Origin of the sequence: Mucilaginibacter auburnensis (assembly GCF_002797815.1) — a bacterium.
Classification (GTDB): Bacteria; Bacteroidota; Bacteroidia; order Sphingobacteriales; family Sphingobacteriaceae; genus Mucilaginibacter; species Mucilaginibacter auburnensis.
Window position 1 is genome coordinate 437,874 of sequence record NZ_PGFJ01000001.1, and the last position, 24,143, is coordinate 462,016.

The following is a 24,143-nucleotide window of genomic DNA, read 5'->3' on the forward strand; positions in this document are numbered from 1 at the left end:
ATTACCAATGAGGATATTGAAGTTTATTGCAATAATTTGGGTGCTGGTTTTCATTAATATGGGTGCCGCTTTTGCGCAGGATGAAGAGGGCGAAGTTGTACCTTCTTTAACCACATCAAGCAAAGACGCTGTTTTTAGTAACAAGGCTACCTACAAATTCACTGTAAAAAACACATATAACATTGCTCAGGAAGGTTCGGTATCTTATTTGGCAACTACCGAGCGTGGCGACTCTGTTAAAAGTCAGGTTATAAAAGTTAATATCCCCCCAAAAAGCACTAAAAGTTTCGATTTTAATATTGACGGACTTAAATCGGGCTTTTATAAGGTAAACTTCATGGTTAATGTATCTTACTATGATGATACCATACGTAAAGCTTTTGGCATACGCCCCGAAGAAATAAGGTCCAGATATCCTAAACCGGCCGACTTTGACAGTTTCTGGGCCAAAAACAAGGCCGAGCTGGAAGCCATTCCTCCCGACTTTAAAATGATACCCCTCCCCGACTCCACAAAAGAAGGACGGGAGGTGTTCCGTTTTGAAATGCGATCTGTTGATAGTGTAATTGTGAGGGGATATCTCACTATGCCGGCTAATCGTAAAAAAAAGAAACTGGCCGTACTGCTGGGTTTGCCCGGTTACCAGGTAGCCGTGCACCCGATGATGGGTACTGATGACGACCTGGCCATTATTACATTGGACGTACGCGGACAGGGCATGAGCAGGGAAACCATACATACCCGTAGGGATGATTACATATTTTATCAGATAGAAGATAAGGAAAAATATGTAATGAAGGGCGCTATATTGGATTGCGTGCGAGCTGTTGATTTTATTTTTACCAGGCCCGAACTGGATCATGACCGTATCATTGTATCTGGCGGTAGTATGGGCGGATTTTTGGCTATAGCCACCGCTGCTCTGGACAGCAGGGTAAAGTTATGTTCGGCTCAAAACCCTATTATGAGTGATGTGCATGATCTGGTGGGCAAAGTTGACTGGCCGCTTGATGATATACGCCAATACATACGCACGCAACCCGGCCTTACACTTGAAAAAGTGTTGAACAACTTAGACTATTACGATACCAAAAACTTTGCATCTAACTTAAAGGTTGCTACACTGTTGGGAATGGGATTGCTTGACCACCTTGTGCCGCCTGATAATATTTATGCTGTTTACAACAACATGAGTAACAAAAAGCATATGATAATATTTAAAGACCTTGGCCACGAAGTAGGCCAGCCATACAAAGACTTTGAGGGGCGGTGGATGCGTGATACTTTTGGATTATTTTAAATGATTTTAAACATGACCAAACCTGTTTTAAAATGTTTGCTTAGCGGCCTGTTGTTAATAAGCAGTATATCTGCATTTGCCGGTGGTTTTCCGGTAAGGCCTAAAAGCCTGCTCTTGTCGCCATCGGTTAGTTACTTTTTCTCTACCGGAGGTTGGGACGGTAACAGCGCGTTGAAACCATTTGAAAATAATGGTAAATTTCAGGCTACAACATTTTCGCTGTATTCCGAATATGGCTTAACAAGGCGTTTTACATTGGTAGCCGTGTTGCCATATGCCAATAATAGCTACAAGGACAATGCCGGTAACAATTCAACAGCATCCGGCTTGGCCGATCTGGAAGTTGGTGTGCGATATTACCTTGCCAATATAGCTTACAAGTACTACTTCAGCTTACAGGGTACTTTCATTCAACCATTGTACAAAAATCTGAATTTAGGTTTCCAGGCGCAAGGCGCAGAACTTAAAGTATCTTTTGCAGGTAGCGGTAAATTTCTGGGTAAAAACTCCTATTTCACGCTTGAGAATGGCGTAAGGCAGTATTTTGGAGGCGCGGGCCCTATTCAGGATAGGTATTCAGGTACATTTGGTGTAACGCTCGACAGACGTTTTAAGCACCAGGTATCGGCCTCAATTGGTGGTTTTTATTCGGCAAGTAGTATCAACTCAGCATTTAATCCGCAAATAATAGGCACCAACAAAGACTTTGCTTTTAATCAGGCATCACTAAGCTATGGTTACTCAGTAACGAAAAAGTTCTCTTTCTTTTTATCTGCGGGACAGTTTATTGCCGGTAGAAATACGGGCAAAGGCTCAAGCGGTTCGGTTGCATTTATAATAAGGCCTTAAAGGTAACAGTTAAAAACATGATCAGGTTAATCATCATATCCTTATTCCTACTTCCAATATCGGCCATAGCACAATCTGCTGATGATTATGTGCAAAATGGTAACGCCCGCGGCAATGCTAAAGATTACGCAGGTGCGATAGCAGATTTTACAAAGGCGATTCAAAAAGACAGTACTAAAGCGAAGGTTTACTTTTATCGCGCTAACGCCTATTCAAACATGAAGAATGATTCGGCTGCTATAAAAGACTTTACCCGCTCCATACAACTTGATCCTTCAAATGCTAACGTTGACGCTTATTTCTACAGGGCCAACGCTTACAACAATACCAGGCAGTACGCAGCAGCTATTGAAGGTTTTAATAAAGCCATATCCATTAACCCGCGCAATGCAGATATGTATCACTACCGTGCCAATGCAAAGGCCAACAGCGGTGATTATAAAGGGGCGGTAGCTGATTTTACCAAGGCGATAGAAATAACGCCGAAAGATCCATCGCTGTATGAATACAGAGGCGTTGCCAAGGCAAACCTGGGCGATGACAAAGGCGCCATAGCCGATTATAACCTTGCCGCTGCGCTTGACCCGGACAACGCCGATCTGATATTTTACCGCGCCAATTCTAAAGGAAACATTGGCGATTATTCAGGCGCCATTGCTGATTATACCCGCTCATTGGCATTAAATCCTAAAAATGCGCAAGCCGTTTTTTACCGTGCCAATGCCATGTCAAATATGGCCAATTATACCGGCGCTGTTGAGGGCTTTAAACAAACCATAGCTCTTGATGCTGATATGCCTCATGTTTATGAATATCTGGCAAACGCATTATCTAATTTAAAGAACGATAGCGCGGCTATTTCTTATTTTGATAACCTGATCAAGCAACATCCGGACAAAGCAGAACTTTACCTTTATAACGGCATTATAAAAAATAATCTTAACGAAAAGAACGGTGCTATTGCCGATTTTGATAAAGCCATTGAGTTGAAGCCTAAGTTTTCTGAAGCGTTGCAGAAACGTGCCGAGGCCAAGTACAGCATAAAAGTTTATGATGGCGCGTTAGATGACGTAAACGCTGCCATTGATGCCGACGCTAAAAACGGTGATGCATTTGTAACCCGTGCCCGAGTTCTCTTAATTAAGAGAGATACTGCTTCGGCAGTTAGAGATCTGGATGAGGCTATAAAACTAAACCCTAAAAATGACTTTGCTTATTCGGTGCTGGGCGATTTAAAGGCTGGGCAGAAAAACTACACAGCGGCGCTGGTTAATTATGATAAAGCAGTTGAATTAAATAAGGCTGTAACAGAGAATTACCTTAAACGAGCCAAAGCTCATTTGGCACTTAACAACAAAGCGGCTGTGTTGGCAGATCTGAAGCAAATAGTTGAGTTGAATACGAACGATGCCAATTTGTATGTGCGGGTGGGAGAAGCTATGATGGATGGCGGTTTTTATAAAGATGCACTAACATTAGCCGATGCCCAGTTAAAAAAACACCCCGAAAACCCGATGTTTTATGTTAGGAGAGGCGCCGCCAAAGAAAAGCTGAATGACATTGCCGGAGCTATGGCCGACTATGATAAAGCTTTAGCAATGGACTCCACCCTTAATGATGCTTACCATAACCGCGGAAGCGCCAAGTTTGCTTTAAAGCGATATGAAGAAGCTTTGGCCGATCTAAATAAAGCAGTGAAGCTGCAGGATAAAGATTACGAAGCGTTTTTTATTCGCGCGCAGGTAAAGCAAGCGTTAAAGGATTACCAGGGCGCGGTAGATGATTTTAATACTTCCTTATTTATTAATCTGGATAACACAAAAGTATACGCTTATAGGGGCGTTGCCCGTAGTCTTTTAGGTGATGCTGTGCGGGCTGAGATAGATTTGGCCGTTGCGCTAAGTATAGAACCGCGTAACGATAGTTTTTACCGGATGCGTGGCGATGTGCGCAAAAACTTAAAGAACTACACCGGTGCTATGAGCGATTATGATAAAGCCATAGCTATTGATGGTCAAAATATGCAAGCCTATCTTAACCGCGGTTTACTAAAAGTGCAAATGAATAACGTGCCTGCAGCCTGTGCTGACTTTAACGTAGCAGCCAAAGCCGGGTTGAAAGATGCTATTGATGCAGTAGCAAAATATTGTAAATAATTACTCGGGAGATTCGCCTGTATTTGGATCGATCTTCTTAGGTGGGGCTGATGCTTTAAACCGCGGTGTGAAGCCTATTTTAGGTTTAGTTTCGGTTGGTTGTATTTCTGCCTGTTTCTCTTCCTGTACCGGTTTTTGCTCTTCCCCTGCTGTTGACTCTGAGGAAGCCACTTTAGTTACCCCTGCTTTAAAACGTGGAGTAAAGCCTTTGGGTTTTTCCGCAGCAGGTGCTTCGTCTGCAGGTTTATCCGGAGATGGTTCAGACTTAATTTCTTTAGTTGTTTCACTCTCCGCCGGAGCCACTTTGGTTACCCCAGCTTTAAAGCGTGGAGTAAAACCTTTTGGTTTTTCCGCAGCAGGTGGTTCGTTTGTAGGTTTGTCCGGAGATGGTTCAGGCTTAATTTCTTTAGTTGTTTCACTCTCCGCCGGAGCGGCTTTAGTTACTCCTGCTTTGAAGCGTGGCGTAAATCCTTTTGGCTTTTCAGTTACCGGCTCATCAGCCTTGACTTCGTTAGCTGGCGTAGTAGGTTCTGAAGTTTCGGCAGGCTTAGTTACCCCTGCTTTAAAACGTGGCGTAAAGCCTTTTGGTTTATCAGCGGCCGGTTCAGTAGATGTGTTTTCAGCAGTTTTTGCTTCCGTTGGTTCGGCTGATTTAGTAACACCGGGTTTAAACCTTGGCGTGAAGCCGGGCTTCGGTGCAGCGGTTGCCGCTTTATCTTCTGTATGCTCTGTTTTAGGGCGCTCGTTAATTGGTGCCTCCTGAAATTTGGAGGTAGCTGCCGGTCTTGGCTCGGGTAAAGTACTTTCGGCTAAACTATCTGTAATAGTTTGTTCGGCCAACGGATTTTCTATCTTCAGCTTCTCCGTTTTTACGTCCGGAGAAAGATGATATTGAAGGCGCAACTTATTGAACCAAAACTTTTTGGTATGGTCAAAGCTTTTCTCGCCCATTAACTCAAAGTGTTTTTTAAATTCAGAAAGCAGCGCAGGGTTGCCTTGGTGAAAGGCATCCAGGTCTATTTTCTTCTTTTTAAAAAACTCTTCGAAAGTCATTCTTTATTTAGATTCAAGATTTTAGAAGCAAGAATTAAGACTTAACTGTAAAGTGCTAACTGTTCTTAGCTCGTTATTCTTAACTCCTGCTTCTCTATAAAGCTACATCAATGCCTAATTTATTAAACCTGATGCCGCTATCGGTTTGTGTCCAATCCTCACGTTCTTCCTCGCTCGCGTTAGCCAAAGCTGGCAACCATTCCAACGGGAATACCTGTTGTTTGCCTCCCTCCTTTTCAACCAGCAATAAGCCATTGGCAAAGGTAACTTTAACTTTCTTTTCCTGTCGGCGGGTGTTGAGTAATGGCATAATGTCTGACTGTGATTTATAAGATTAGATTGATTTTAGGATTATCAAACCCAAGGGCTAACTAATCACTAATCAACCAGTCTCTAATCAATTAACGCTTACTCTGCCATATTATGATATACAGCCTGAACGTCGTCGTCTTCTTCCAGCTTGTCTATCAGTTTTAAAACGTCAGCCGCTTGTTCTTCGCTTACTTCGTGGAATGATTGCGGTATCCGCTCCAACTTGGCCGATTTTGGCTCTATACCCAAAGCTTCTAATCCTTTCTGCATTTTACCAAAGTCTTCAAATGCGGTGTGTATAACAGCTACATCATTGCCTTCTTCATCTGCCTCCACAAATAAGTCTTCTAAACCGGCGTCTATCAATTCCAACTCCAATTCTTCCAGATCACGGTCGCCGGGCTCAAAATTAAATACCGCTTTACGTGTAAAGATAAAATCTAACGAACCGGTTTTACCCAGCGCGCCACCTGTTTTAGTAAAGTAGCTGCGTACATTAGCAACGGTACGGTTAGTATTATCGGTAGCGGTTTCAACTAAAACAGCAACACCGTGGGGCGCGTAGCCTTCGTATACCAGTTCTTCATAATCTTTTTCATCACGACTGCTGGCGCGTTTAATGGCTGCCTCAACACGATCTTTAGGCATGTTAACGGCTTTGGCGTTTTGCACAGCTGTACGCAGGCGTGAGTTGGTATTAACATCTCCGCCGCCGGCTTTCACAGCCATTACTATCTCTTTACCTAAACGGGTAAACTGCACGGCCATTTTGGCCCAGCGCTTAAATTTTCTTTCTTTACGGAATTCAAATGCTCTTCCCATATTGTTGTTTCAGTAACCCATATGTTTATGGGTTTGCAAATATAATATTTATGTTTAGTTGATAACCCGCGGTTTACGGTAATTGAATTTGTGCTTTAGGTATTATGCTTTTATGTGAAACGTTGGCGCTTCCGTTAAATGAGTTGCATCTCTTTTTACATTCAGTTCGTTAAGCTGACGTGTCAATAACTCACGCATCTTTTGTAATTGATCGCTCACCTGTGATAGCTTGTTGTTGCTCTCCATTAAAAGGTTGGCAAATCGCGCAATCTCGGCGGCTTTATCCTCCGGAAGCTTATTCATTATAGCTACGGTATGTTCAATAAGTGCCTGTTTGGTCATGGTGCCAAAGGTACAAATTGTAAAATGATGTAATACCGCCTATCCCTTCAGGTTTTCCAGCATGTCTGCCGTCATAGCTGCCAGGTCATAATTGATCTTCCAGTTCCATTCTTGTGCTGCCTGCGTGTCGTCAATTGATCTTGGCCAGCTATCGGCAATGGCCTGCCGAGGATCGTGCTCAGCATAGCTTATTTCAAAATCGGGCAGATGTTTCTTTATTTCAGCGGCCAACTGCTCCGGAGTAAAGCTAATGCCTGCCAGGTTGTATGATGAACGGATAGTTATTTTATCAGCAGGCGCGTCCATCAATTCAAGGGTGGCGCGTATGGCATCATCCATATACATCATGGGTAAAGCGGTTCCGGCAGAGAGGAAACTCTCATATTTATTATTCGCCAGCGCTTCGTGAAAAATGTTCACGGCATAGTCTGTAGTGCCTCCTCCCGGATCGCTTTTCCAACCTATCAAACCCGGATAACGCAGACTGCGTACATCTAAACCATGTTTAATAAAGTAGTATTCGCACCAGCGCTCGCCCGCCAGTTTGCTAAAGCCATAAACCGTGTTAGGGTCCATTGTGCAATATTGTGGTGTATTGTCGCGTGGTGAATTCGGACCGAAAACCGCTATGGAGCTCGGCCAGAATACTTTTTGTGTTTTATATTTTACAGCGAGGTCAAGCACATTCAATAGGCCGTTCATATTGAGGTCCCAGGCCATTTGCGGGTGCTTTTCGCCGGTGGCCGATAAAATGGCCGCTAACAGATAGACCTGTGTAGGCTGATATTTTTCAAAAATGTTTTCGAGTAAAACCTTGTCGAGCACGTTAACCAGCTCAAAGTGTTCTTCTGTTATAAGGGGATGCTTTGACGGATGGATATCAGAGGCAATAACGGCTTCAGCACCGTATTTGCCGCGAAGATTAAGCACCAGTTCTGTCCCTATCTGGCCATTGGCACCAATTACCAATATTTTTTCGCTCATAGTTAATGGAATTGCTGTAAAGGTAGCAATTTGAACTTAAATGCATGTATTGGCTGTAGCCAACAGCAAAATATGAACCGCCATTTACAATAAATTGTAAGGCATACAATAAAAAACACGATATTTGAAATTGATAATAAATTATTAATTAACAATTTAAAAACAATGAAGATCGCAGTTGTAGGTGCCACAGGTTTGGTGGGCACTAAAATGTTGCAGGTTCTTGAAGAACGCAACTTCCCGGTAACAGAATTAATTCCCGTTGCTTCTGAAAAGAGTGTTGGTAAAGAGATCACTTTTAAGGGTAAGCAATACAAGATTGTTTCTGCCGAGGATGCGATAAAGCAGAAGCCAGAGATTGCATTATTCTCAGCAGGTGGAAGCACTTCATTGGCTCAGGCTCCGCTGTTTGCCGAAGCCGGTATTACCGTTATTGATAACTCATCTGCATGGCGCATGGATCCAACCAAAAAGCTGGTTGTGCCGGAAGTTAACGCAAATGTGTTAACCCCTGAGGATAAAATTATAGCTAACCCCAACTGCTCAACCATACAAATGGTGGTAGCTTTAAAACCACTGCACGATAAATACAAAATTAAGCGTGTTGTGGTATCAACTTACCAATCAGTAACCGGTACCGGTGTTAAAGCGGTTGACCAGTTAATGAATGAGCGTAACGGCGTTGATGGCCCTATGGCTTATCCGTACAAAATTGACTTAAACGTTTTGCCTCATATTGATGTGTTTACTGAAAACGGTTACACCAAAGAGGAAATGAAAATGGTTAAAGAGACCAACAAAATTATGGGCGACGACAGCATCCGCGTAACTGCAACTACTGTTCGTATCCCGGTAATGGGTGGTCACTCGGAATCAGTAAATATTGAGTTTGAGAACGATTTTGATCTGGCTCAGGTTCGCGAAATTTTAAGCAACGCTCCGGGCGTTGTAGTTACTGATGATGTTGCTAACCTGAAATACCCAATGCCGCTTGACGCCCATGATAAAGACGAAGTGTTTGTTGGCCGTATCCGCCGTGATGAGAGCCAGCCCAATACTTTAAACTGCTGGATCGTTTCCGACAACCTTCGCAAAGGTGCAGCTACAAATGCCGTACAAATTGCAGAGTACTTAGTTGCTAAAAACTTAGTGGGACAAGCTGTAGAAGCGTAGTTCGGTGAGTAGTGATTAGAGAACAGTGATTAGTTCTCTTGATTATAAGAAAAAAGGGATGACTGTTTGGTCATCCCTTTCTTTTTATAGGGCCGTTATTCCGATAATTTATAATTATTACTTTATCTCTACCTTCCAATGCTCAGCAATGGCTTTTAGCTCGGCTTTGGTTAAGTAAGTTACCGCGCCGTGTTTAGGGCTGGTAAAGTTAGTGGTTTTCATTACGCCTTCGTTAAAGTGGCCAAGGTCTGTAAAGTTTACAAAGTCGGTTGTTTCGCTAAAGCCCATATTACTGGGGCGTAAGCCGTAAACATCATACATCAACACATATTTGTCTGTACCCAGGCGCTTAAATAAGTTAGGCGCTTCAGTTGATACCTTTTCAGGGTCAATGCGTTTCTCTCTAACCGCCGGGAAGCCGCTGTTGATCTTATCAGATACCGAATGCCATATTTTGGCATCGCCTACGTAAAACATCTGGTACTTGTTACCTACTTTGGTTATATCGGCATCAATACCACCAATCTCGGTAACACGTTGCGGAACGCCTTCCAGTTTAGTGAAATCATCGTTAGCATAGGCCCAGTAAATGCCGGCGTTTTTATTATTGTAACGGATGGTAAAGTATACCATCATTTTCTTTTTATCAGCATCATAAATGGTTTCGGGTGCCCATGAGCAATCAATGTCGCCCAATTCAGGGAAGGCCAGGTCTGTTCTGAAATCAGAATGCGTCCAGTGGATAAGGTCATATGATTTCATCAACACAAGGGCGCGGTTATTTCCCCATCCGTACTTCTCCTGAGGGCGCTCCCACTCGGTGTCTCTAAAGCCCGCGCGTTTGCCTGCAATGTGCAGGTCGGTCATGGCCAGATAAAAAGCACCGTCTGGTCCGCGGGCAATGTGCGGATCGCGTACGCCTTTTTGTTCGGCCAACTGAGAGCCTATAAAAATAGGCTGACCGCCGTTCAAATCAGTAAAAGTATAACCATCGGCACTGGCGGCCAGATAGGCAGAGTGCGTTTGATCTTTGAAATAAACCAACAGGTAGCCACTCAGGTCTTTCTCGTTAAACTTAGCTTTAGGCTTGGTTAGTTTTTTTACGATCTCAATACCGGTTGGTGCCGGAGTAGCCTGAGCGGGTGCCTGTGCAAATGTTTGAGCAGATGCGCATAGGGCAAATACGCCGCATAACGCAGCAATAATTTTTAGTTTCATTTGGTTAACAGCTTTCATTAAAATAAAAGTGGGGATAATTTTAGTTATCCCCACCTTATTATTTGTAATAATTATGTTCGGCTTATTTAAACAGCAATGGACCCATTTGGTACAAGCTGCGGCGCCATGTTTGAAACTCGTGAGCAGTTTCAGGTGATACATAAGTAGTTGCAGCGTAACCGGCTGCTTTTAAGTCAGCCTCAACTTTTGGAAGACCTTTAGCGCCTGCTTCTTCTTTGCTACCGTAGCTAATAAAGATGTGTTTTGGTTTTTCTTTGCCTTGCAGATCAGCAGGAGTGTAGTTACCACCGCTCAATAAGCCCCAGTATGCAAAAACATCTGGTCTGGCCATAGTGATGAATTTTGTTTCCATACCACCCATTGATAAGCCTGCCATTGCGCGGCCATCTCTTTTAGCGATAGTACGGTAATGAGCGTCAACGTACGGGATCAATTCATCAAGTAAAACTTCCTGGAATGCACCGGCACCTGTAACTTCTCCTTTGGTAAGGCCATTAGCTACGGTACCTGCCATTGTCATTGGGTTTCCGGCCGGACGTGGTGCAGCAGCAGGAGCAGCAGCGCCAGCGGCAGGAGCGCCACCCGGAGGAGGACCTGCAGGACGACGGGCACCACCCGGAGCACCGCCGGTATTGGTCATGCCGTAAGCCATAACTACGATGAATGGTTTTACTCGGCCTTCAGCTATCATGTTGTCCATAATGATACCGGCTTTGCCTTGAATACCCCATGAGGTTTCATTCTCACCCCAACCGTGCTGTAAGTATAATACAGGGTATTTGGTTGAGCCTTTTTCGTAACCCGGAGGTAAGTACACAACAGCCTGACGCGCACCAAAAGTTGAGCTTTTTGATGGGAAGGTAACTGTTGTCAGTGTACCATGCGGAACGTTCTTTAACGCGTAAAAATCCTGATCTTTAGCAGGGATTTCTATACCGCTTTCCCAGCGCTGAGAACCGTAAAAGAATCCGGTACCGGGATCGTTAAACGTAGCTCCGTCAATTTTAACATTGTAGTAGTGGAAGCCTTCATCTAAAACAGAGCTGGTTCCGGTAAAATAGCCATCAGCGCCTTTTACCAGTTTAGTTCCTTTAGTTCTGTCGCCACCTAAGCCAAGGCCAACACTTACGCTGTCTGCTTTAGGAGCAAATATGCGGAAACGGGCGCGACCCTCAGAGTTAACCATTGGGTAATCCTGAAGCGGTTGGTTGAATGACGAAGGTTTAAAATCCTCCTTTATTGCCTGGGCATTTGCAAAGCCACCTATTAAGGTAGCAGCCAAAGCAATAGCTAATGATTTAGATTTCATTGTTTTGATTGATTAAGTTTTTTAATATATCGGTTTTTTGATAGTTTGTACTACATCGATGTAGCCGTGCACACAAACTTATGTAATTTTAAATGTAATTTTAACAGTGATTGTCAAATTTGAACCTAAGCATTGACACATTTTTGTTACAATTAATTGCTGATTTAGAACATATTGTATAAAGTACACTTGTTAAAATGACTTAATAATCATGTTATTATTAGTTATTAAGTCTGAAGCATTCGGTATTCAAAAATGAGGACAAAAAAATGTGCAGACAGTTCCTCACCATCTGCACATTTACTCATCTGCATATCAGCAAATAAAAAAATCACGTTCCGTATTCAGGCGTCGTTACTTCGCTTTCTTCAAATTCATATTCAGTAAGCGGAGGACAAGAGCAGATCAGCGTACGATCGCCGTAAGTGTCATTCACGCGCCCAACTGACGGCCAGAATTTATGAGTAGCCACATACGGCAGCGGGAAGGCAGCTGTTTTACGATTGTAGGTATGTTCCCACTCATCAGCAGAAATTGCTGTCATGGTGTGTGGCGCATTCTTTAACGGGTTGTCTGTTTTATCAGATGTGCCTTGCTCAACAGAAGCGATCTCCTTACGGATAGCGATCATGGCATCGCAAAAACGATCCAGCTCATGCTTAGGTTCTGATTCGGTTGGCTCAACCATTACTGTACCCGCAACCGGGAACGACACAGTTGGCGCGTGGAAACCATAGTCCATTAAGCGTTTGGCAATATCAACCACCTCAATGCCTGCTGCTTTGAATGAGCGGCAATCCAGTATCATTTCGTGCGCGCAGCGGCCATGGCTGCCGGTATATAGCACCGGGTAGTGGTTCTCTAAACGCGATTTGATATAGTTAGCATTCAATATGGCATAACGGGTGGCGTTGGTTAAACCATCTGGTCCCATCATGGCTATATAAGCATGCGATATAATTAATATAGAAGCCGAACCCCATGGCGCTGCTGATACCGCGTGAATTGCTTTACCATTATCAATATCTACTACAGCATGGCCCGGCAGATAAGGCACCAGGTGTTTAGCCACACCAATAGGACCCATACCCGGACCACCACCGCCGTGTGGTATACAGAAGGTTTTATGTAAATTAAGGTGGCAAACGTCGGCACCAATAGTTGCAGGACTGGTCAAGCCTACCTGCGCGTTCATGTTAGCACCATCCATATAAACCTGGCCACCGTATTGGTGTATAACCTCGCAGATCTCAATAATTGACTCTTCAAACACGCCATGTGTTGATGGATAAGTAACCATCAAACATGAAAGTTCATCTTTGTATTGTTCGGCACGGGCTTTCAGGTCGGCTACATCAATGTTTCCGTTCTCATCGCATTTCACCACTACTATTTTCATGCCTGCCATAGCTGCCGATGCAGGATTGGTACCATGCGCAGATGATGGGATCAAAACAATGTTGCGGTGATGATCGCCACGGTCATGATGGTAAGCGCGAATAACCATCAAGCCTGCGTATTCCCCTTGTGCGCCTGCGTTAGGTTGCAAACTCATGGCAGCAAAGCCGGTAATTTCGCTTAACCAACGGTTCAGTTCATCAAAAAGCTGCATGTAGCCGCCGGTTTGGTCAACCGGTGCAAACGGATGCATGCGGCTAAACTCGGCCCATGTAACGGGCACCATTTCGGTAGTGGCATTTAGCTTCATGGTACATGAGCCTAAAGCTATCATGGAGTGGCAAAGCGAAAGATCTTTTGTCTCCAATGATTTTATGTAGCGCAGCATCTCGTGCTCTGAGTGGTGCGTGTTAAATACCGGGTGAGTAAGATAAGCCGATGTTCTTTGCAGGTCTGCAGGTATAACCGTTTCAACCTCAGTTTCAACAGTTGTGTCGTTAAGGGTTTTGCCTTTTACTTTGGCAAATATTTTTACCAGTGTTTTTATATCCTCGGGTTGCGTGGTCTCATCAACAGAAATGGTGATGACGCTTCCATGGTAGTTAAGGTTCAACTCATTATTCAAAGCTTCTGCATGGATTGAACCGGCTAAATTGCCAACTTCAACAGCAATGGTATCGAAATAGCTTTGGTTAAGTAGCGTATAATCCAGCTTGCTTAAGGCGTCGCTTAAAGAAACAGCTAAGCCATGCACACGCTCAGCTATCAATTTTAACCCTTGCGGGCCGTGATAAACCGCATACATGCCCGCCATAATAGCCAATAAAGCCTGCGCTGTACAAATGTTAGATGTTGCTTTATCTCTGCGGATGTGCTGCTCGCGGGTTTGTAAAGCCATGCGCAGAGCGTAATCGCCTGCACTATCAATGGTTACGCCAATTATACGGCCAGGCATTGAGCGTTTGTACTCTTCTTTGGTAGCGAAAAACGCGGCATGTGGCCCGCCAAAACCCATTGGTACACCAAAGCGTTGCGTTGAACCCACAACAATATCAGCACCCCACTCTCCCGGAGGAGTTAGCAAGATCAGGCTCATTATATCGGCAACAACGGTTAGCTTAATGCCTTTTTCGTGACCTTTGGCTGCAAAATCAGCATAGTTATAAATTGCGCCATTACCAGCCGGGTACTGCACTATCGCTCCGAACATATTGTCGGTTAGCTCCGCAGTCTCGTGATCACCTATTTGCAGTTCAATGCCGTAAGGCTCTGCGCGGGTTTTTAAAATATCAATCGTTTGTGGAAACAGCTCTTTTGAAACAAAGAAGGTTTTAGCCGATTGGTTTTTACGCAACGAGTATTGCATAAACATCGCCTCCGCAGCGGCAGTACCTTCATCTAATAACGACGCGTTGGCTATTTCCATCCCGGTAAGGTCTAACACCATGGTTTGGAAATTCAACAGTGCCTGTAAACGGCCTTGTGCAATTTCAGCCTGGTAAGGTGTGTATTGAGTATACCATCCGGGGTTCTCCAAAATGTTACGCTGTATAACACCCGGAACTATCACATCATAATATCCCTGACCGATGTAACTTTTAAATACCTTGTTTTTTGAGGCGGTTTGTTTAAGGTCGCGCAGATAGGCAAACTCACTTTTCGCTTTTGGCAAATTAAGCGGAGCTTTTAGTCTTATTTTTTCGGGGACAGTTTGGGCTATCAGTTCATCAACGCTGGCAGCGCCTACAACCTTTAGCATTTCCTGTGTTTCTGCCGCATCCGGGGCGATGTGCCGCTGCTCAAATTTCTCTTCGTACGTTGTATTTAATGTCATGGGGTGTGTGGTACTTATGTACTGCAAAGGTACGTTTTTGCCTTAGTTTAAACTAATTGTGAGCTATTTGTTAACCCTGAAACGACAAAACCCCAAGTGGTAAAATATTATTTGTTTAAGCGATTAAACGGCAAAATAAACACTCATTTTTAATACGAAAACCATCTCCGCACGTGCTAAATATTAAGTGCGTTGCCCTTAATTTTAAGTAAAAATTTTGTAGAAGTTAGTGAGACTTAGCTTAACTGCCGCAAATACATTTGTATGGTATTTTCTAACCCATAGTAAAGTGCATCGCAAATTAATGCGTGGCCAATGCTCACCTCCAATAGTCCGGGAATGTTTTGGGCAAAGTATTTTAAATTATGCAGATCAAGGTCATGGCCGGCATTTATACCTAAGCCAACCCGGTTAGCAGCTTCAGCAGCCTTAACATAAGGGGCAATCGATGCTTCTTTATCTGCATGATACTGGTGTGCGTAAGCCTCGGTATAAAGCTCTATCCTGTCTGTCCCGGTTTCGGCGGCAGCTTCAACCATTTCAACTACCGGGTCAACAAATATAGATACACGTATGCCGGCATCTTTAAACACCTTGATTATATCGGTTAGATATGCTTTGTTTTTAATGGTGTCCCAACCATGGTTAGAGGTGATCTGCCCCAATGCATCGGGCACGAGCGTAACCTGTGCCGGTTTATTGGCTAAAACCAGGTCGACAAATTTTTGCTCGGTACAGTTCCCTTCAATGTTAAATTCTGTAGCGATGGCTTTTTTCAATTCAAAAACATCGTTGTAGCGGATATGCCGCTCATCGGGCCTTGGGTGAACGGTTATACCCTGCGCGCCGAAGCGCTCACAATCCAAAGCGGTTTTGATCAGATCGGGGTTATTGCCCCCGCGCGAGTTGCGCAGCGTAGCTATTTTATTGATGTTTACAGACAGGTGTGTCATTGTGGAAAATTAGTTTACAAAGATGAAAAAATATCTTTTTAACTGTTACCAGGTGTAATGTTATTACAGCAGATATTAAAAACATTTAATATGGCCAACAATTTATCACTTTACCTGTTGCAGCCTTGCAAAACGCCATATATTTGCCGCGTGTTATTTTAACACGCAAACGTTTGAAAATAATTGAAAAAACGGCACTTAGTGTTAAAATTGTAACAATTATAAAGATATCAACACTGATATGTAACAATCATATTAGTGTTATTTATTATCCGTAATATATGTTGAACCTTTGCATCTCAATTTAAAATAGAATTGAATTTTAATACGCACATTAACTCTGTATGAAATATATTTTACTACCCTTTGTTATTGCCTTTATAATGGTTAGCAGCGCGATGGCTCAAACCGGAAGGCAGGTTTCGGGAATGATCGTTGACACTACCCAACTTTCCGTTCCGGGTACTACTGTTAAATACGTGTCAAACGCGGGCGACAGTACCTCAACCGTAACCGGCCTTGATGGCAAGTTTGTTTTTAGCAACATTAAAGGAACTTCAATTACTTTAACAATAACCTCTTTAGGTTATGAAGGCATCCGTAAGCGTTACAATTTTGCCGACGCTGATACCAAACCGCTTGATTTGGGTACTATTGTTTTAAAAGCAGAAACGAAAACCCTTAACCAGGTTAACATTGTTGGTATTATACCGGTGAAGATCAAAGAAGATACTGTTGCTTACAGTGTTTCCGCTTATCCGGTACGGCAGAACGCTCCTGTTGAGGACGTGATCAAGAAATTGCCGGGCGTTGATGTTGACGCTGCCGGTAACGTTACCACACAAGGTAAATCAGTTACAAAAATTCGTATCAACGGTAAAGACTACATGGGTGGCGACTTACAGGCTGCAACCCGTAACCTGCCTGCTGATATATTGGAAAGCATCCAGTTAATTGATGACTACGGTGATCAGGCTAACTTAACCGGTGTACGTACAGGTGAACCCGACAAAATTATTAACCTTACCATACGTGCCGACAGGAACTATGGTTATTCGTTACAAGCTACCGCAGGTGGCGGACGCGATTTATTACCTAAAGGAATAAATGGCGAAGACGTTAATGATATGCGTTACCAGGGCTCTGTTAACTACTATAATTTTAAAGGAAACAGACAAATCACCGTATTAGCTAATACCAATAATACCAATACCAACACCTTCAATTTTAGTCGCGGTGGTGGCGGTGGCGGCGGTGGCAACTTCGGCGGCGGCGGTGGTGGCGGCGGCAACTTCGGTGGCGGTGGTGGCGGCGGTGGCCGTGGCGGAGCCGGCGGTGGTAATGCTGGTGCCGGTGTAAGTAACCAAAACGGTATCACTGTTGCACGTTCTATCGGTGTTAACTATCGCGATCAATGGGGCGAGAAAGTATCAACTTATGGTAGCTATAGCTTTAATGATAATACAACTAATACCAACTCTGTAACGCAACAAACCAACCAGGGTTCAGGTAACATTACCAACTCTACATCTTTTTCAAAAAACAGCCCAACCAACCATAGGTTTCAATATAACCTTGAGTGGAGACCTGATACTTTGAATTATTTAAAAGTAGTACCATCTTTCACCAATTCGGTTGCTGATACCTACAGCGAGCAGGAGTCAATTTTAGCGCCTATAAATAACCCGAATGCAGTAATTAGACATACAAAAACTACCACTGTTGGTAACTCAAGTTCACCTACGTTTGGTTTAACAGCGTTGTTTAATCACCGTTTTTCAAAAAAGGGCCGTAACCTGAGCATCTTTTTAAACGGAAGCTCTTCAAACAGCACATCATATAGCAATCCAATAAACCAGTACATAGTTGGTACAGCGCCAGCCGTTGGTGCAACAACAGCTCCGCTGAATCAACAGATCAACCAGAAAAACACATCTACTTCATACAGTGGTAACGTATCATACATGGAGCCATTCAGTAAAGTGTCTTTCCTTGAACTTAACTACAACTTTAGCCGTTCGAAAACAACGAATGACAGGGTTACTTATGATCTGGATAGCGGAAGCCCGGTACCGTTTGACAGGTTAACCAATAAATACGACTTTACTTTCACTACACATAGAGTTGGGTTGAACTACCGCTTAATTGAAACTAAATATAACCTGACCTTAGGTGTAGGTGTACAGCCATCAACTTTAGAAGGACAATCATCACTTAGCGCAAGTAATAATTTCCCTCCTACAGTTAAAAAGCAAACTAACTTTGTGCCTGCTGCGCGTTTCATCTACCAATTTTCAAGAAACGAATCGCTTACCTTTAACTATAATGGTAGCGCAAGCCAACCAAGTTTTGACCAGTTGCAGCCTGTAGCAGATTATTCAAATCCGCTTTACCCAACTCAAGGTAATCCTGATTTGAAGCAACAGTTCAGCAACAACTTCTCGTTGCGTTATAACACTTTTGGAATAGCATCGGGTAACGTGTTTTTTGTGAATTTATCATACAATAAAACCGATAATGCTGTTGTAACCAGAACCAGTTATTTGCCCAATAACGTAATATTAACACGTTACTTAAATGCAGACGGTTTTTATTCAGCATCAGGTAATATCTTGTTTTCAAAACCTTGGGCCGAACGTAAGTACACAGTGTCTGTTAACAGTGGCGTGAGCTACTCAAATAATGTTAGCTATATTGATCAGGGCGATAATACACCTTTGCAAGAAAACATCGGTAAAACGTTAACCGTTTCGCCAGGTGCCCGTTTCAGGCTTGATCTGACAGACATTATTGATGCACAGGCAAGCGCCAACTACACCATCAATAAAACAACTAACTCAATAAGCACTGCTTTAGGTGGTCAAAACGTTAATACACGTACATTGGCTTTAGGCCTTACCGGTAAAAACTACTTTGGTGATTGGACAGTTAGCTATGATTATTCAAAACAAATTAACTCCGGCTACACCATTCCGGTTACCAATCCTAACATTATCAGCGCTTATGTAGAGCGTCGTTTCCTGCAGGGAAATAAAGCGACTATCAGATTAGCTGCATTTGACTTGTTGAACCAAAATACTGGTTTTACAACTACTCAAGCCAACGGTAACGTTACCCAAACGCAAACTAACCGTTTAGGCCGTTACTTTATGTTGTCATTCTCGCTACGCTTGCAAAAGTTTGCAGGCAAAGCACCGTCACAACCTGAAAATGATTTCAGAAGAGGTCGTGGTGAAGGTGGTCCGGGTGGTCCTGGCGGTCGTCCTGCTGGTGGCCCTGGTGGTGCCGGCGGCTTTGGCGGCGGTCCTGGTGGCGGTGGCCCTGGCGGCGGCGGCTTCGGTGGCGGCGGTTTCTAATCGTGCTTTAAAATAATATTCAACCCCGCGGTAAACCCGCGGGGTTTTTTGTTAGCGCTTATTTGTAATTTGCAGCCATGAATAAGCTCATAGCATCTATTGGCGGCATTGGATATATTAAAGGCGGTGGCACCATTGCCGCAGCTGTTACCTGTGGTTCGATCTGGTTGTTATGGCATGGGGGCGTTAGTCCACTTGTGTTTTTTGCGCTTTGTATAGCAGTTACGCTACTCGGGGTGTTTGTAGGCAATAAGGTGGAGCCTTATTGGGGGAAAGACAGCTACAGGGTAGTAATAGATGAAGTAGCCGGCATGTGGATAACAGTTTTGTTTCTGCCACCAAGCTTGAGTTTGCTCATTGCAGGCTTTATTCTATTCCGATTTTTTGATATAGTTAAACCGCTTGGCGTTAGGCGCATGGAGGTTTTCCCCGGTGGATGGGGAGTAATGGCTGATGATGTGCTGGCAGGTATATATGCCAACATTGTACTACAAGTGGCGGTATTTTTCCATTTGCTTGGTTAAGTTAGCTTTCACCCTAATTGGGCAAAAGCTAACCTTTATGTCTTTTCTTATTTTATTAAACCATCCATCAAAGCATAACGTGCCTGGGTGTTATCGGGAACCGCTTTGGTCTCAGCATCTATTATCATCACCTTGTTATTTCCTGCACTTTGCATGGTGTCCCATTTAGGCAAGCCTGCGCCATTAGGATTTCCGGTTTTGATAAAGTTCACAAATAAAGCATGCATCACATCAGCTGTTTTATAGTCTTCGGGCGTCCAGTTGTAGGTTTTGTTATAATGCAGATTGCCCATGGCGTATTCAATCTCTGCTGAGTGCACTGCGCCTGTTGGCGCTTCGGCCTCAGTTGCCAGTTTAGGTCGCGGGCGGGTGTATAAATATCTGTAAACCGGAGTCTTTTGGGTGCGGGCATGCATATCTATCAGTTTCCAGGTACTAAACGCAATAAACCTGTCAGAGGCTAACGCGTTGCCGGAAGCGATAATTTCTTCTTTTGTTGCTGCCGGATACTGCCGAAAAACATCATTGCCTTTATCGCCATATAAGCGTTGCAAAGCAGCTTTGTAATTTTCAACAGTTGGCGCGTTGCCTCTGCCTAAAATGCTTTTGTAGTCGCCTTCTGCCGAGTTCCATCCGGCTAACAGGGCAACAGGCATTTGCTTACCCGCTGCAAATATTTCCTGAGGCTGTTGAGGCAAAAAGTAACCATCAACCGTGCACCCAAAGCGTCCGCTTGCTCCCCATTTTAGTAACGAATCGGCAGGTATCTTGCGTAAGTCGGCCAAAGACGTAGCCTTAACTTTTGCCGCGAAATCAACGCCGATCTTCTCAGCAGCAGCCAGAGGTGTTGGCGATAGATTACCTAACAATGCACCACTTTCTGCAATAGCCGCCCTGAATAAACCTTTTGATAACGGAGATGCCATTTGAGCCGAAACCGACATAGACCCGGCGGATTCCCCGGCAATGGTAACTTTATCCGGATCGCCCCCAAAAGCAGCTATGTTTTTCTTTACCCATTCTAAAGCCGCGTGCTGGTCCATCAAACCATAGTTGCCCGATGCATGATTAGGAGACTCTTTGGTCAACTCAGGATGTGCCATGAAACCAAACACACCTAAACGATAGTTAACTGTAAGAGCCACTATTCCCTTTTTGGCCATGCTTTCCCCGTCATAACGCCCTTCCGAACCGTCTCCGGTTCTGAAGCCACCGCCATAGAAATAAACCAGGACAGGCAGTTTTTCGTTAGCTGTTTTGGCAGGTGTCCAAACGTTAAGGTATAAGCAGTCTTCGCTTTTGCCCGCGCTACGGAATATCATGTCGCTATATAGTGGCTGTTGCATGGCCTGCGCGGCAAAGTGGTCGGCTTTTAAAACGCCCTGCCAGTTATCAGCTGGTTGGGGCGCTTTCCAACGCAGATCGCCAACCGGCGGTTTGGCAAACGGGATACCTTTAAATGAACGCACGCCACTGGCCTCTGTTACACCCTGAACTGTGCCATTGGCCGTTTTTACCTGTGGATTATTACTGCTCATATTTTGCGCATTGCCCGCCAATACAGCAGTTAATGCCGCGGTAAGCAAAAATATTTTTTTGTTCATGAAGCTTTAAGTCTGATATGGGTTTACACAAACTTATTGTTTATTCGGCTCACAACAAAATAAAGCAGGCAGAAGGGGTTTAGCCGAACAGGTTACTGCTGAGGTAGCGGTCGCCCCGGTCGCAACAGATGAAAACAATGGTGCCTTCTTCAATCTCGCCGGCCAGTTTAATAGCTGCCGAAAGCGCGCCTCCACTGCTCATACCGGCAAAAATGCCTTCTTCGCGGCACATTTTTCGGGTGGTTTGTATGGCTTCCTCTTCTGAGATATCCATTACGCGGTCAACGCGTTTTGGATCGAATATTTTTGGCAGGTAAGCTTCCGGCCAACGGCGTATACCTGGTATAGATGAGTTTTCGGTAGGTTGACATCCTACAATTTGAATATCCGGATTTACTTCCTTTAAAAACTTTGAGCAGCCCATAATGGTACCGGTGGTTCCCATAGCGCTCACAAAGTGGGTGATCTTGTGTTCGGTATCGCGCCAAATCTCCGGACCGGTTGTATAATAATGGGCCATGTAATTATCGGCGTTGGCAAACTGGTTCAGCAAAAATGCTTCACCTTTGGCGGCTTTTTCTTCCGCATAATCACGGCAGGCCTCTATTCCTTCCAGCAAGGTAACTTTCGCGCCGAATGCCTCCATGGTTAAGGTGCGTTCGCGGGTGGAATTAGATGGCAAAACCAGTTCAATTTCTAATCCGAACAGCCCCGCTATCATGGCCAATGCAATGCCGGTGTTGCCGCTGGTAGCCTCTATCAGTTTTGAGCCGTTACTGATATCGCCACGTTCTAACGCGCTTTTTATCATGTTGTAGGCAGCACGATCTTTCACACTGCCGCCGGGGTTATTGCCCTCCAGCTTGCCAAAAAGCTTAACTTTTGGATTTGGGTTTAGCCGGGTGATCTCCACCAATGGTGTGTTCCCTATCAGATCAAGCATTCCCATATGTTATTGTGTTTTTTCTATGTTTTTAGACACCTTTATCATGGGGGTATGATAAACGGTAGAGTAGGGTTCAACGCTGGCGGTTATCCAAACGTTACCACCAATTATACTGTCGTGGCCAATTATGGTGTTGCCACCCAAAATGGTAGCCCCCGAGTAAATAACAACATTGTCTTCAACGGTTGGATGGCGTTTTATGTGAGCCAGATTTTTAGCTACACTCAACGCGCCAAGCGTAACGCCCTGGTACAATTTTACGTGTTTGCCAATCTGCGTTGTTTCGCCTATAACTATACCCGTACCGTGGTCAATGTGGAAGTACTCGTCTATTTCAGCACCCGGGTGTATATCAATACCTGTTTTAGAATGGGCATGTTCGGTTAATATACGGGGTAAAAGCGGCACGTCTAACGTAACCAGACTATGCGCCAGGCGGTAAAATGATATAGCGTAAAATCCCGGATAAGTGCGCACTACCTCAAACTCACTGCGTGCTGCCGGGTCGCCGTTGAAAATGGCCTGGATATCGGTATTTAAAATGGCGTAAAGTTGCGGCAGGCCATCAAAAAAAGCTTTAGCTATTTTTTCATTATCGCAGTTGCTGCACTCGCGCGTGGCGGCCATTATATGGCATAGCTCCTGCTGTAGTTTGGCAAACTCTTCCTGCAATTGCGGGTAAGTAAAAAATACCTTTTTTGATTGCTCAGGATAAAGCAAACGAATAACCTGCAGCGCCCAATCGGTAATTTCCTTGTTGGACGGAACGGCAGCTGCCTGTTGTTGCTTATCTAAAATTTGCCGGTAAAATTCTTCGTTCATTTTTTGGTGTTACCAATGCATTACAAGTTTAAATAAAAAAATGTTGTTTGGAGGTAAAAAATGCGTAGCAGTTTCATTCACGCGTACAAACGCCAAATTATTTGCGGGAAAATTTTGCCTTTGTCAAATATTATATTTTACTTTGTTTAACAAAGTGCTTTTTAAATGAAGGAAAATGACATTCAGCATGACCTGGCCTCCATCCGTAGTTTGATGGAGCGTTCATCAAAATTCATCTCGCTCAGCGGGTTCTCGGGTGTTTTGGCCGGAATATATGCGCTGATAGGTGCCGCCGTTGCTTACTTTATGCTTTACGATGGCGACAACCGCATGTATAGCGTTCATGCAAGCGCGGAAACGGCACTGTTCGAAGATGTTATTTTGATCAAATTAGTTACTATAGCTGCTGTGGTGCTGGTGTTTTCTATAAGTACGGGTATTATACTTACCTATCAAAAGGCACGTAGAAAAAGTCAGCCTATGTGGGGAAAGGCCAGCAAAGACCTGCTGTTTAGCATGTTGGTTCCTTTGCTAAGCGGTGGGGTGTTAATAATGATATTGCTGTATCGTGGCTACTACGGTATTGTTGCGCCTTCAACATTAATATTTTACGGACTGGCATTGATCAGCGCGAGCAACTTTACTTATACCGATGTGAAGTTTTTAGGCTTGTGCGATGTAGTGCTTGGCTTAATTGCCGCTTGCTTACCCGGCTATGGTTTAGTATTTTGGGCGCTTGGTTTTGGGGTGCTGCATATTGTATATGGCAGCGTAATGTATTTTAAATACGACAGGTGAAGATACCTTTTGACAAATTAGATAAAGCTTTTGAGAACCGGGTACGCTTGCAAATAATGAGCGTGCTGGTGGCTAACCAGCGGTATGATTTTAACTCGCTGAAAGAGCTGCTGGAAGTTACCGACGGTAACCTGGCATCGCACTTAAAAGCTTTGGAAAAGGAGGAATATATTATGGTCAATAAATCTTTTTTAGGACGAAAACCCAACACTAACTATGAAGCTACTGATAAAGGCAAGCAGGCATTCAAGCGTCATCTGGATGCTTTGGAGAAGCTTATTTTTTTCCAACAGAACATAAAGTAAATTTTTTTATCCATTTACTTTGAATTTAAAAGTACTTTTAAAATTTTATTAAGAATGAAAAAGT

20 protein-coding genes are annotated in these 24,143 nt (G+C 43.9%); 8 read left to right on the forward strand and 12 right to left on the reverse strand.

Annotated features, from left to right (window positions below; genetic code table 11):
• Window positions 1-7 precede the first annotated feature (7 nt).
• From CLV57_RS01920 to CLV57_RS01930, 3 genes are read left to right on the forward strand one after another with little or no spacing between them, the layout of a single operon-like run.
• The gene (locus CLV57_RS01920; RefSeq protein WP_157799036.1) at window positions 8-1,300 is read left to right on the forward strand and encodes an acetylxylan esterase; all 1,293 of its coding nucleotides are present in this window, start codon (window positions 8-10) and stop codon (window positions 1,298-1,300) included.
• Window positions 1,301-1,312: 12 nt separating this feature from the next.
• Window positions 1,313-2,149, forward strand: coding sequence for a hypothetical protein (locus tag CLV57_RS01925; RefSeq protein ID WP_157799037.1), 837 nt, complete (start codon window positions 1,313-1,315; stop codon window positions 2,147-2,149).
• A 17-nt stretch (window positions 2,150-2,166) separates the two neighbouring features.
• Window positions 2,167-4,305 (forward strand): tetratricopeptide repeat protein, encoded by a 2,139-nt coding sequence (locus CLV57_RS01930; protein ID WP_100339674.1) that lies wholly within the window; start codon window positions 2,167-2,169, stop codon window positions 4,303-4,305.
• Here CLV57_RS01930 and CLV57_RS01935 read toward each other — a convergent pair whose 3' ends face one another.
• From CLV57_RS01935 to CLV57_RS01955, 5 genes are all read right to left on the reverse strand, one after another.
• The gene (locus tag CLV57_RS01935; RefSeq protein WP_100339675.1) at window positions 4,306-5,358 is read right to left on the reverse strand and encodes a hypothetical protein; all 1,053 of its coding nucleotides are present in this window, start codon (window positions 5,356-5,358) and stop codon (window positions 4,306-4,308) included. It abuts the gene before it with no gap.
• A 94-nt stretch (window positions 5,359-5,452) separates the two neighbouring features.
• Entirely contained in the window at window positions 5,453-5,668 is a 216-nt protein-coding gene (locus CLV57_RS01940; RefSeq protein ID WP_100339676.1) for a DUF2442 domain-containing protein, read from the reverse strand.
• Between the two features lie 98 nt (window positions 5,669-5,766).
• Window positions 5,767-6,492 (reverse strand): YebC/PmpR family DNA-binding transcriptional regulator, encoded by a 726-nt coding sequence (locus CLV57_RS01945; protein WP_100339677.1) that lies wholly within the window; start codon window positions 6,490-6,492, stop codon window positions 5,767-5,769.
• A 102-nt stretch (window positions 6,493-6,594) separates the two neighbouring features.
• Window positions 6,595-6,834, reverse strand: a complete 240-nt coding sequence (locus tag CLV57_RS01950; protein WP_100339678.1) for a hypothetical protein — start codon at window positions 6,832-6,834, stop codon at window positions 6,595-6,597.
• Between the two features lie 39 nt (window positions 6,835-6,873).
• The gene (locus tag CLV57_RS01955) at window positions 6,874-7,818 is read right to left on the reverse strand and encodes an NAD-dependent epimerase/dehydratase family protein (RefSeq protein WP_100339679.1); all 945 of its coding nucleotides are present in this window, start codon (window positions 7,816-7,818) and stop codon (window positions 6,874-6,876) included.
• 165 nt (window positions 7,819-7,983) lie between these two features.
• Between CLV57_RS01955 and CLV57_RS01960 the strand changes: the two genes are divergently transcribed.
• Window positions 7,984-8,991: an aspartate-semialdehyde dehydrogenase gene (locus CLV57_RS01960; protein ID WP_100339680.1), complete on the forward strand. Its 1,008-nt coding sequence runs from the start codon at window positions 7,984-7,986 to the stop codon at window positions 8,989-8,991.
• A gap of 117 nt (window positions 8,992-9,108) precedes the next feature.
• Here CLV57_RS01960 and CLV57_RS01965 read toward each other — a convergent pair whose 3' ends face one another.
• The 4 genes from CLV57_RS01965 to CLV57_RS01980 form a co-directional block, all read right to left on the reverse strand.
• Window positions 9,109-10,209 carry a glycoside hydrolase family 43 protein gene (locus CLV57_RS01965; protein WP_100341278.1) on the reverse strand — a complete coding sequence of 367 codons (1,101 nt, stop codon included), beginning with the start codon at window positions 10,207-10,209 and terminating at the stop codon, window positions 9,109-9,111.
• Between the two features lie 82 nt (window positions 10,210-10,291).
• Window positions 10,292-11,539 carry an alpha/beta hydrolase-fold protein gene (locus tag CLV57_RS18580; RefSeq protein WP_245856818.1) on the reverse strand — a complete coding sequence of 416 codons (1,248 nt, stop codon included), beginning with the start codon at window positions 11,537-11,539 and terminating at the stop codon, window positions 10,292-10,294.
• Window positions 11,540-11,870: 331 nt separating this feature from the next.
• Window positions 11,871-14,771, reverse strand: coding sequence for an aminomethyl-transferring glycine dehydrogenase (gcvP, locus tag CLV57_RS01975; protein WP_100339681.1), 2,901 nt, complete (start codon window positions 14,769-14,771; stop codon window positions 11,871-11,873).
• Window positions 14,772-15,007: 236 nt separating this feature from the next.
• Window positions 15,008-15,724: a pyridoxine 5'-phosphate synthase gene (locus tag CLV57_RS01980; RefSeq protein ID WP_100339682.1), complete on the reverse strand. Its 717-nt coding sequence runs from the start codon at window positions 15,722-15,724 to the stop codon at window positions 15,008-15,010.
• A gap of 344 nt (window positions 15,725-16,068) precedes the next feature.
• On the opposite strand from CLV57_RS01980, the gene CLV57_RS18525 reads away from it, so the two are divergent.
• On the forward strand, window positions 16,069-19,080 hold the full coding sequence (locus tag CLV57_RS18525) for an outer membrane beta-barrel protein (RefSeq protein ID WP_100339683.1): 3,012 nt from the start codon (window positions 16,069-16,071) through the stop codon (window positions 19,078-19,080).
• 77 nt (window positions 19,081-19,157) lie between these two features.
• Window positions 19,158-19,604, forward strand: a complete 447-nt coding sequence (locus CLV57_RS01990) for a phosphatidylglycerophosphatase A family protein (RefSeq protein WP_100339684.1) — start codon at window positions 19,158-19,160, stop codon at window positions 19,602-19,604.
• Window positions 19,605-19,651: 47 nt separating this feature from the next.
• On the opposite strand, the gene CLV57_RS01995 is transcribed toward CLV57_RS01990, so the two are convergent.
• The 3 genes from CLV57_RS01995 to epsC form a co-directional block, all read right to left on the reverse strand.
• Window positions 19,652-21,208: a carboxylesterase/lipase family protein gene (locus CLV57_RS01995; RefSeq protein ID WP_100339685.1), complete on the reverse strand. Its 1,557-nt coding sequence runs from the start codon at window positions 21,206-21,208 to the stop codon at window positions 19,652-19,654.
• A 79-nt stretch (window positions 21,209-21,287) separates the two neighbouring features.
• Window positions 21,288-22,157, reverse strand: coding sequence for a cysteine synthase CysM (cysM, locus tag CLV57_RS02000; protein ID WP_100339686.1), 870 nt, complete (start codon window positions 22,155-22,157; stop codon window positions 21,288-21,290).
• A 3-nt stretch (window positions 22,158-22,160) separates the two neighbouring features.
• Window positions 22,161-22,976 carry a serine O-acetyltransferase EpsC gene (gene epsC, locus CLV57_RS02005; protein ID WP_100339687.1) on the reverse strand — a complete coding sequence of 272 codons (816 nt, stop codon included), beginning with the start codon at window positions 22,974-22,976 and terminating at the stop codon, window positions 22,161-22,163.
• A gap of 165 nt (window positions 22,977-23,141) precedes the next feature.
• On the opposite strand from epsC, the gene CLV57_RS02010 reads away from it, so the two are divergent.
• Window positions 23,142-23,774, forward strand: a complete 633-nt coding sequence (locus CLV57_RS02010) for a hypothetical protein (protein WP_100339688.1) — start codon at window positions 23,142-23,144, stop codon at window positions 23,772-23,774.
• A complete protein-coding gene (locus tag CLV57_RS02015) occupies window positions 23,771-24,079 on the forward strand; it encodes a winged helix-turn-helix domain-containing protein (protein WP_245856821.1) in 309 nt (102 codons plus the stop codon). The genes CLV57_RS02010 and CLV57_RS02015 overlap by 4 nt, the downstream gene beginning before the upstream one ends.
• Window positions 24,080-24,143: the final 64 nt, after the last annotated feature.

Excerpts from the sequence above, each read along its gene's own strand:
- CLV57_RS01920 (WP_157799036.1), top strand. The coding sequence starts at position 8 with ATGAGGATATTGAAGTTTATTGCAATAATTTGGGTGCTGGTTTTCATT.
- CLV57_RS01925 (WP_157799037.1), top strand. The coding sequence starts at position 1,313 with ATGACCAAACCTGTTTTAAAATGTTTGCTTAGCGGCCTGTTGTTAATA.
- CLV57_RS01930 (WP_100339674.1), top strand. The coding sequence starts at position 2,167 with ATGATCAGGTTAATCATCATATCCTTATTCCTACTTCCAATATCGGCC.
- CLV57_RS01935 (WP_100339675.1), bottom strand. The coding sequence starts at position 5,358 with ATGACTTTCGAAGAGTTTTTTAAAAAGAAGAAAATAGACCTGGATGCC.
- CLV57_RS01940 (WP_100339676.1), bottom strand. The coding sequence starts at position 5,668 with ATGCCATTACTCAACACCCGCCGACAGGAAAAGAAAGTTAAAGTTACC.
- CLV57_RS01945 (WP_100339677.1), bottom strand. The coding sequence starts at position 6,492 with ATGGGAAGAGCATTTGAATTCCGTAAAGAAAGAAAATTTAAGCGCTGG.
- CLV57_RS01950 (WP_100339678.1), bottom strand. The coding sequence starts at position 6,834 with ATGACCAAACAGGCACTTATTGAACATACCGTAGCTATAATGAATAAG.
- CLV57_RS01955 (WP_100339679.1), bottom strand. The coding sequence starts at position 7,818 with ATGAGCGAAAAAATATTGGTAATTGGTGCCAATGGCCAGATAGGGACA.
- CLV57_RS01960 (WP_100339680.1), top strand. The coding sequence starts at position 7,984 with ATGAAGATCGCAGTTGTAGGTGCCACAGGTTTGGTGGGCACTAAAATG.
- CLV57_RS01965 (WP_100341278.1), bottom strand. The coding sequence starts at position 10,209 with ATGAAACTAAAAATTATTGCTGCGTTATGCGGCGTATTTGCCCTATGC.
- CLV57_RS18580 (WP_245856818.1), bottom strand. The coding sequence starts at position 11,539 with ATGAAATCTAAATCATTAGCTATTGCTTTGGCTGCTACCTTAATAGGT.
- gcvP (WP_100339681.1), bottom strand. The coding sequence starts at position 14,771 with ATGACATTAAATACAACGTACGAAGAGAAATTTGAGCAGCGGCACATC.
- CLV57_RS01980 (WP_100339682.1), bottom strand. The coding sequence starts at position 15,724 with ATGACACACCTGTCTGTAAACATCAATAAAATAGCTACGCTGCGCAAC.
- CLV57_RS18525 (WP_100339683.1), top strand. The coding sequence starts at position 16,069 with ATGAAATATATTTTACTACCCTTTGTTATTGCCTTTATAATGGTTAGC.
- CLV57_RS01990 (WP_100339684.1), top strand. The coding sequence starts at position 19,158 with ATGAATAAGCTCATAGCATCTATTGGCGGCATTGGATATATTAAAGGC.
- CLV57_RS01995 (WP_100339685.1), bottom strand. The coding sequence starts at position 21,208 with ATGAACAAAAAAATATTTTTGCTTACCGCGGCATTAACTGCTGTATTG.
- cysM (WP_100339686.1), bottom strand. The coding sequence starts at position 22,157 with ATGGGAATGCTTGATCTGATAGGGAACACACCATTGGTGGAGATCACC.
- epsC (WP_100339687.1), bottom strand. The coding sequence starts at position 22,976 with ATGAACGAAGAATTTTACCGGCAAATTTTAGATAAGCAACAACAGGCA.
- CLV57_RS02010 (WP_100339688.1), top strand. The coding sequence starts at position 23,142 with ATGAAGGAAAATGACATTCAGCATGACCTGGCCTCCATCCGTAGTTTG.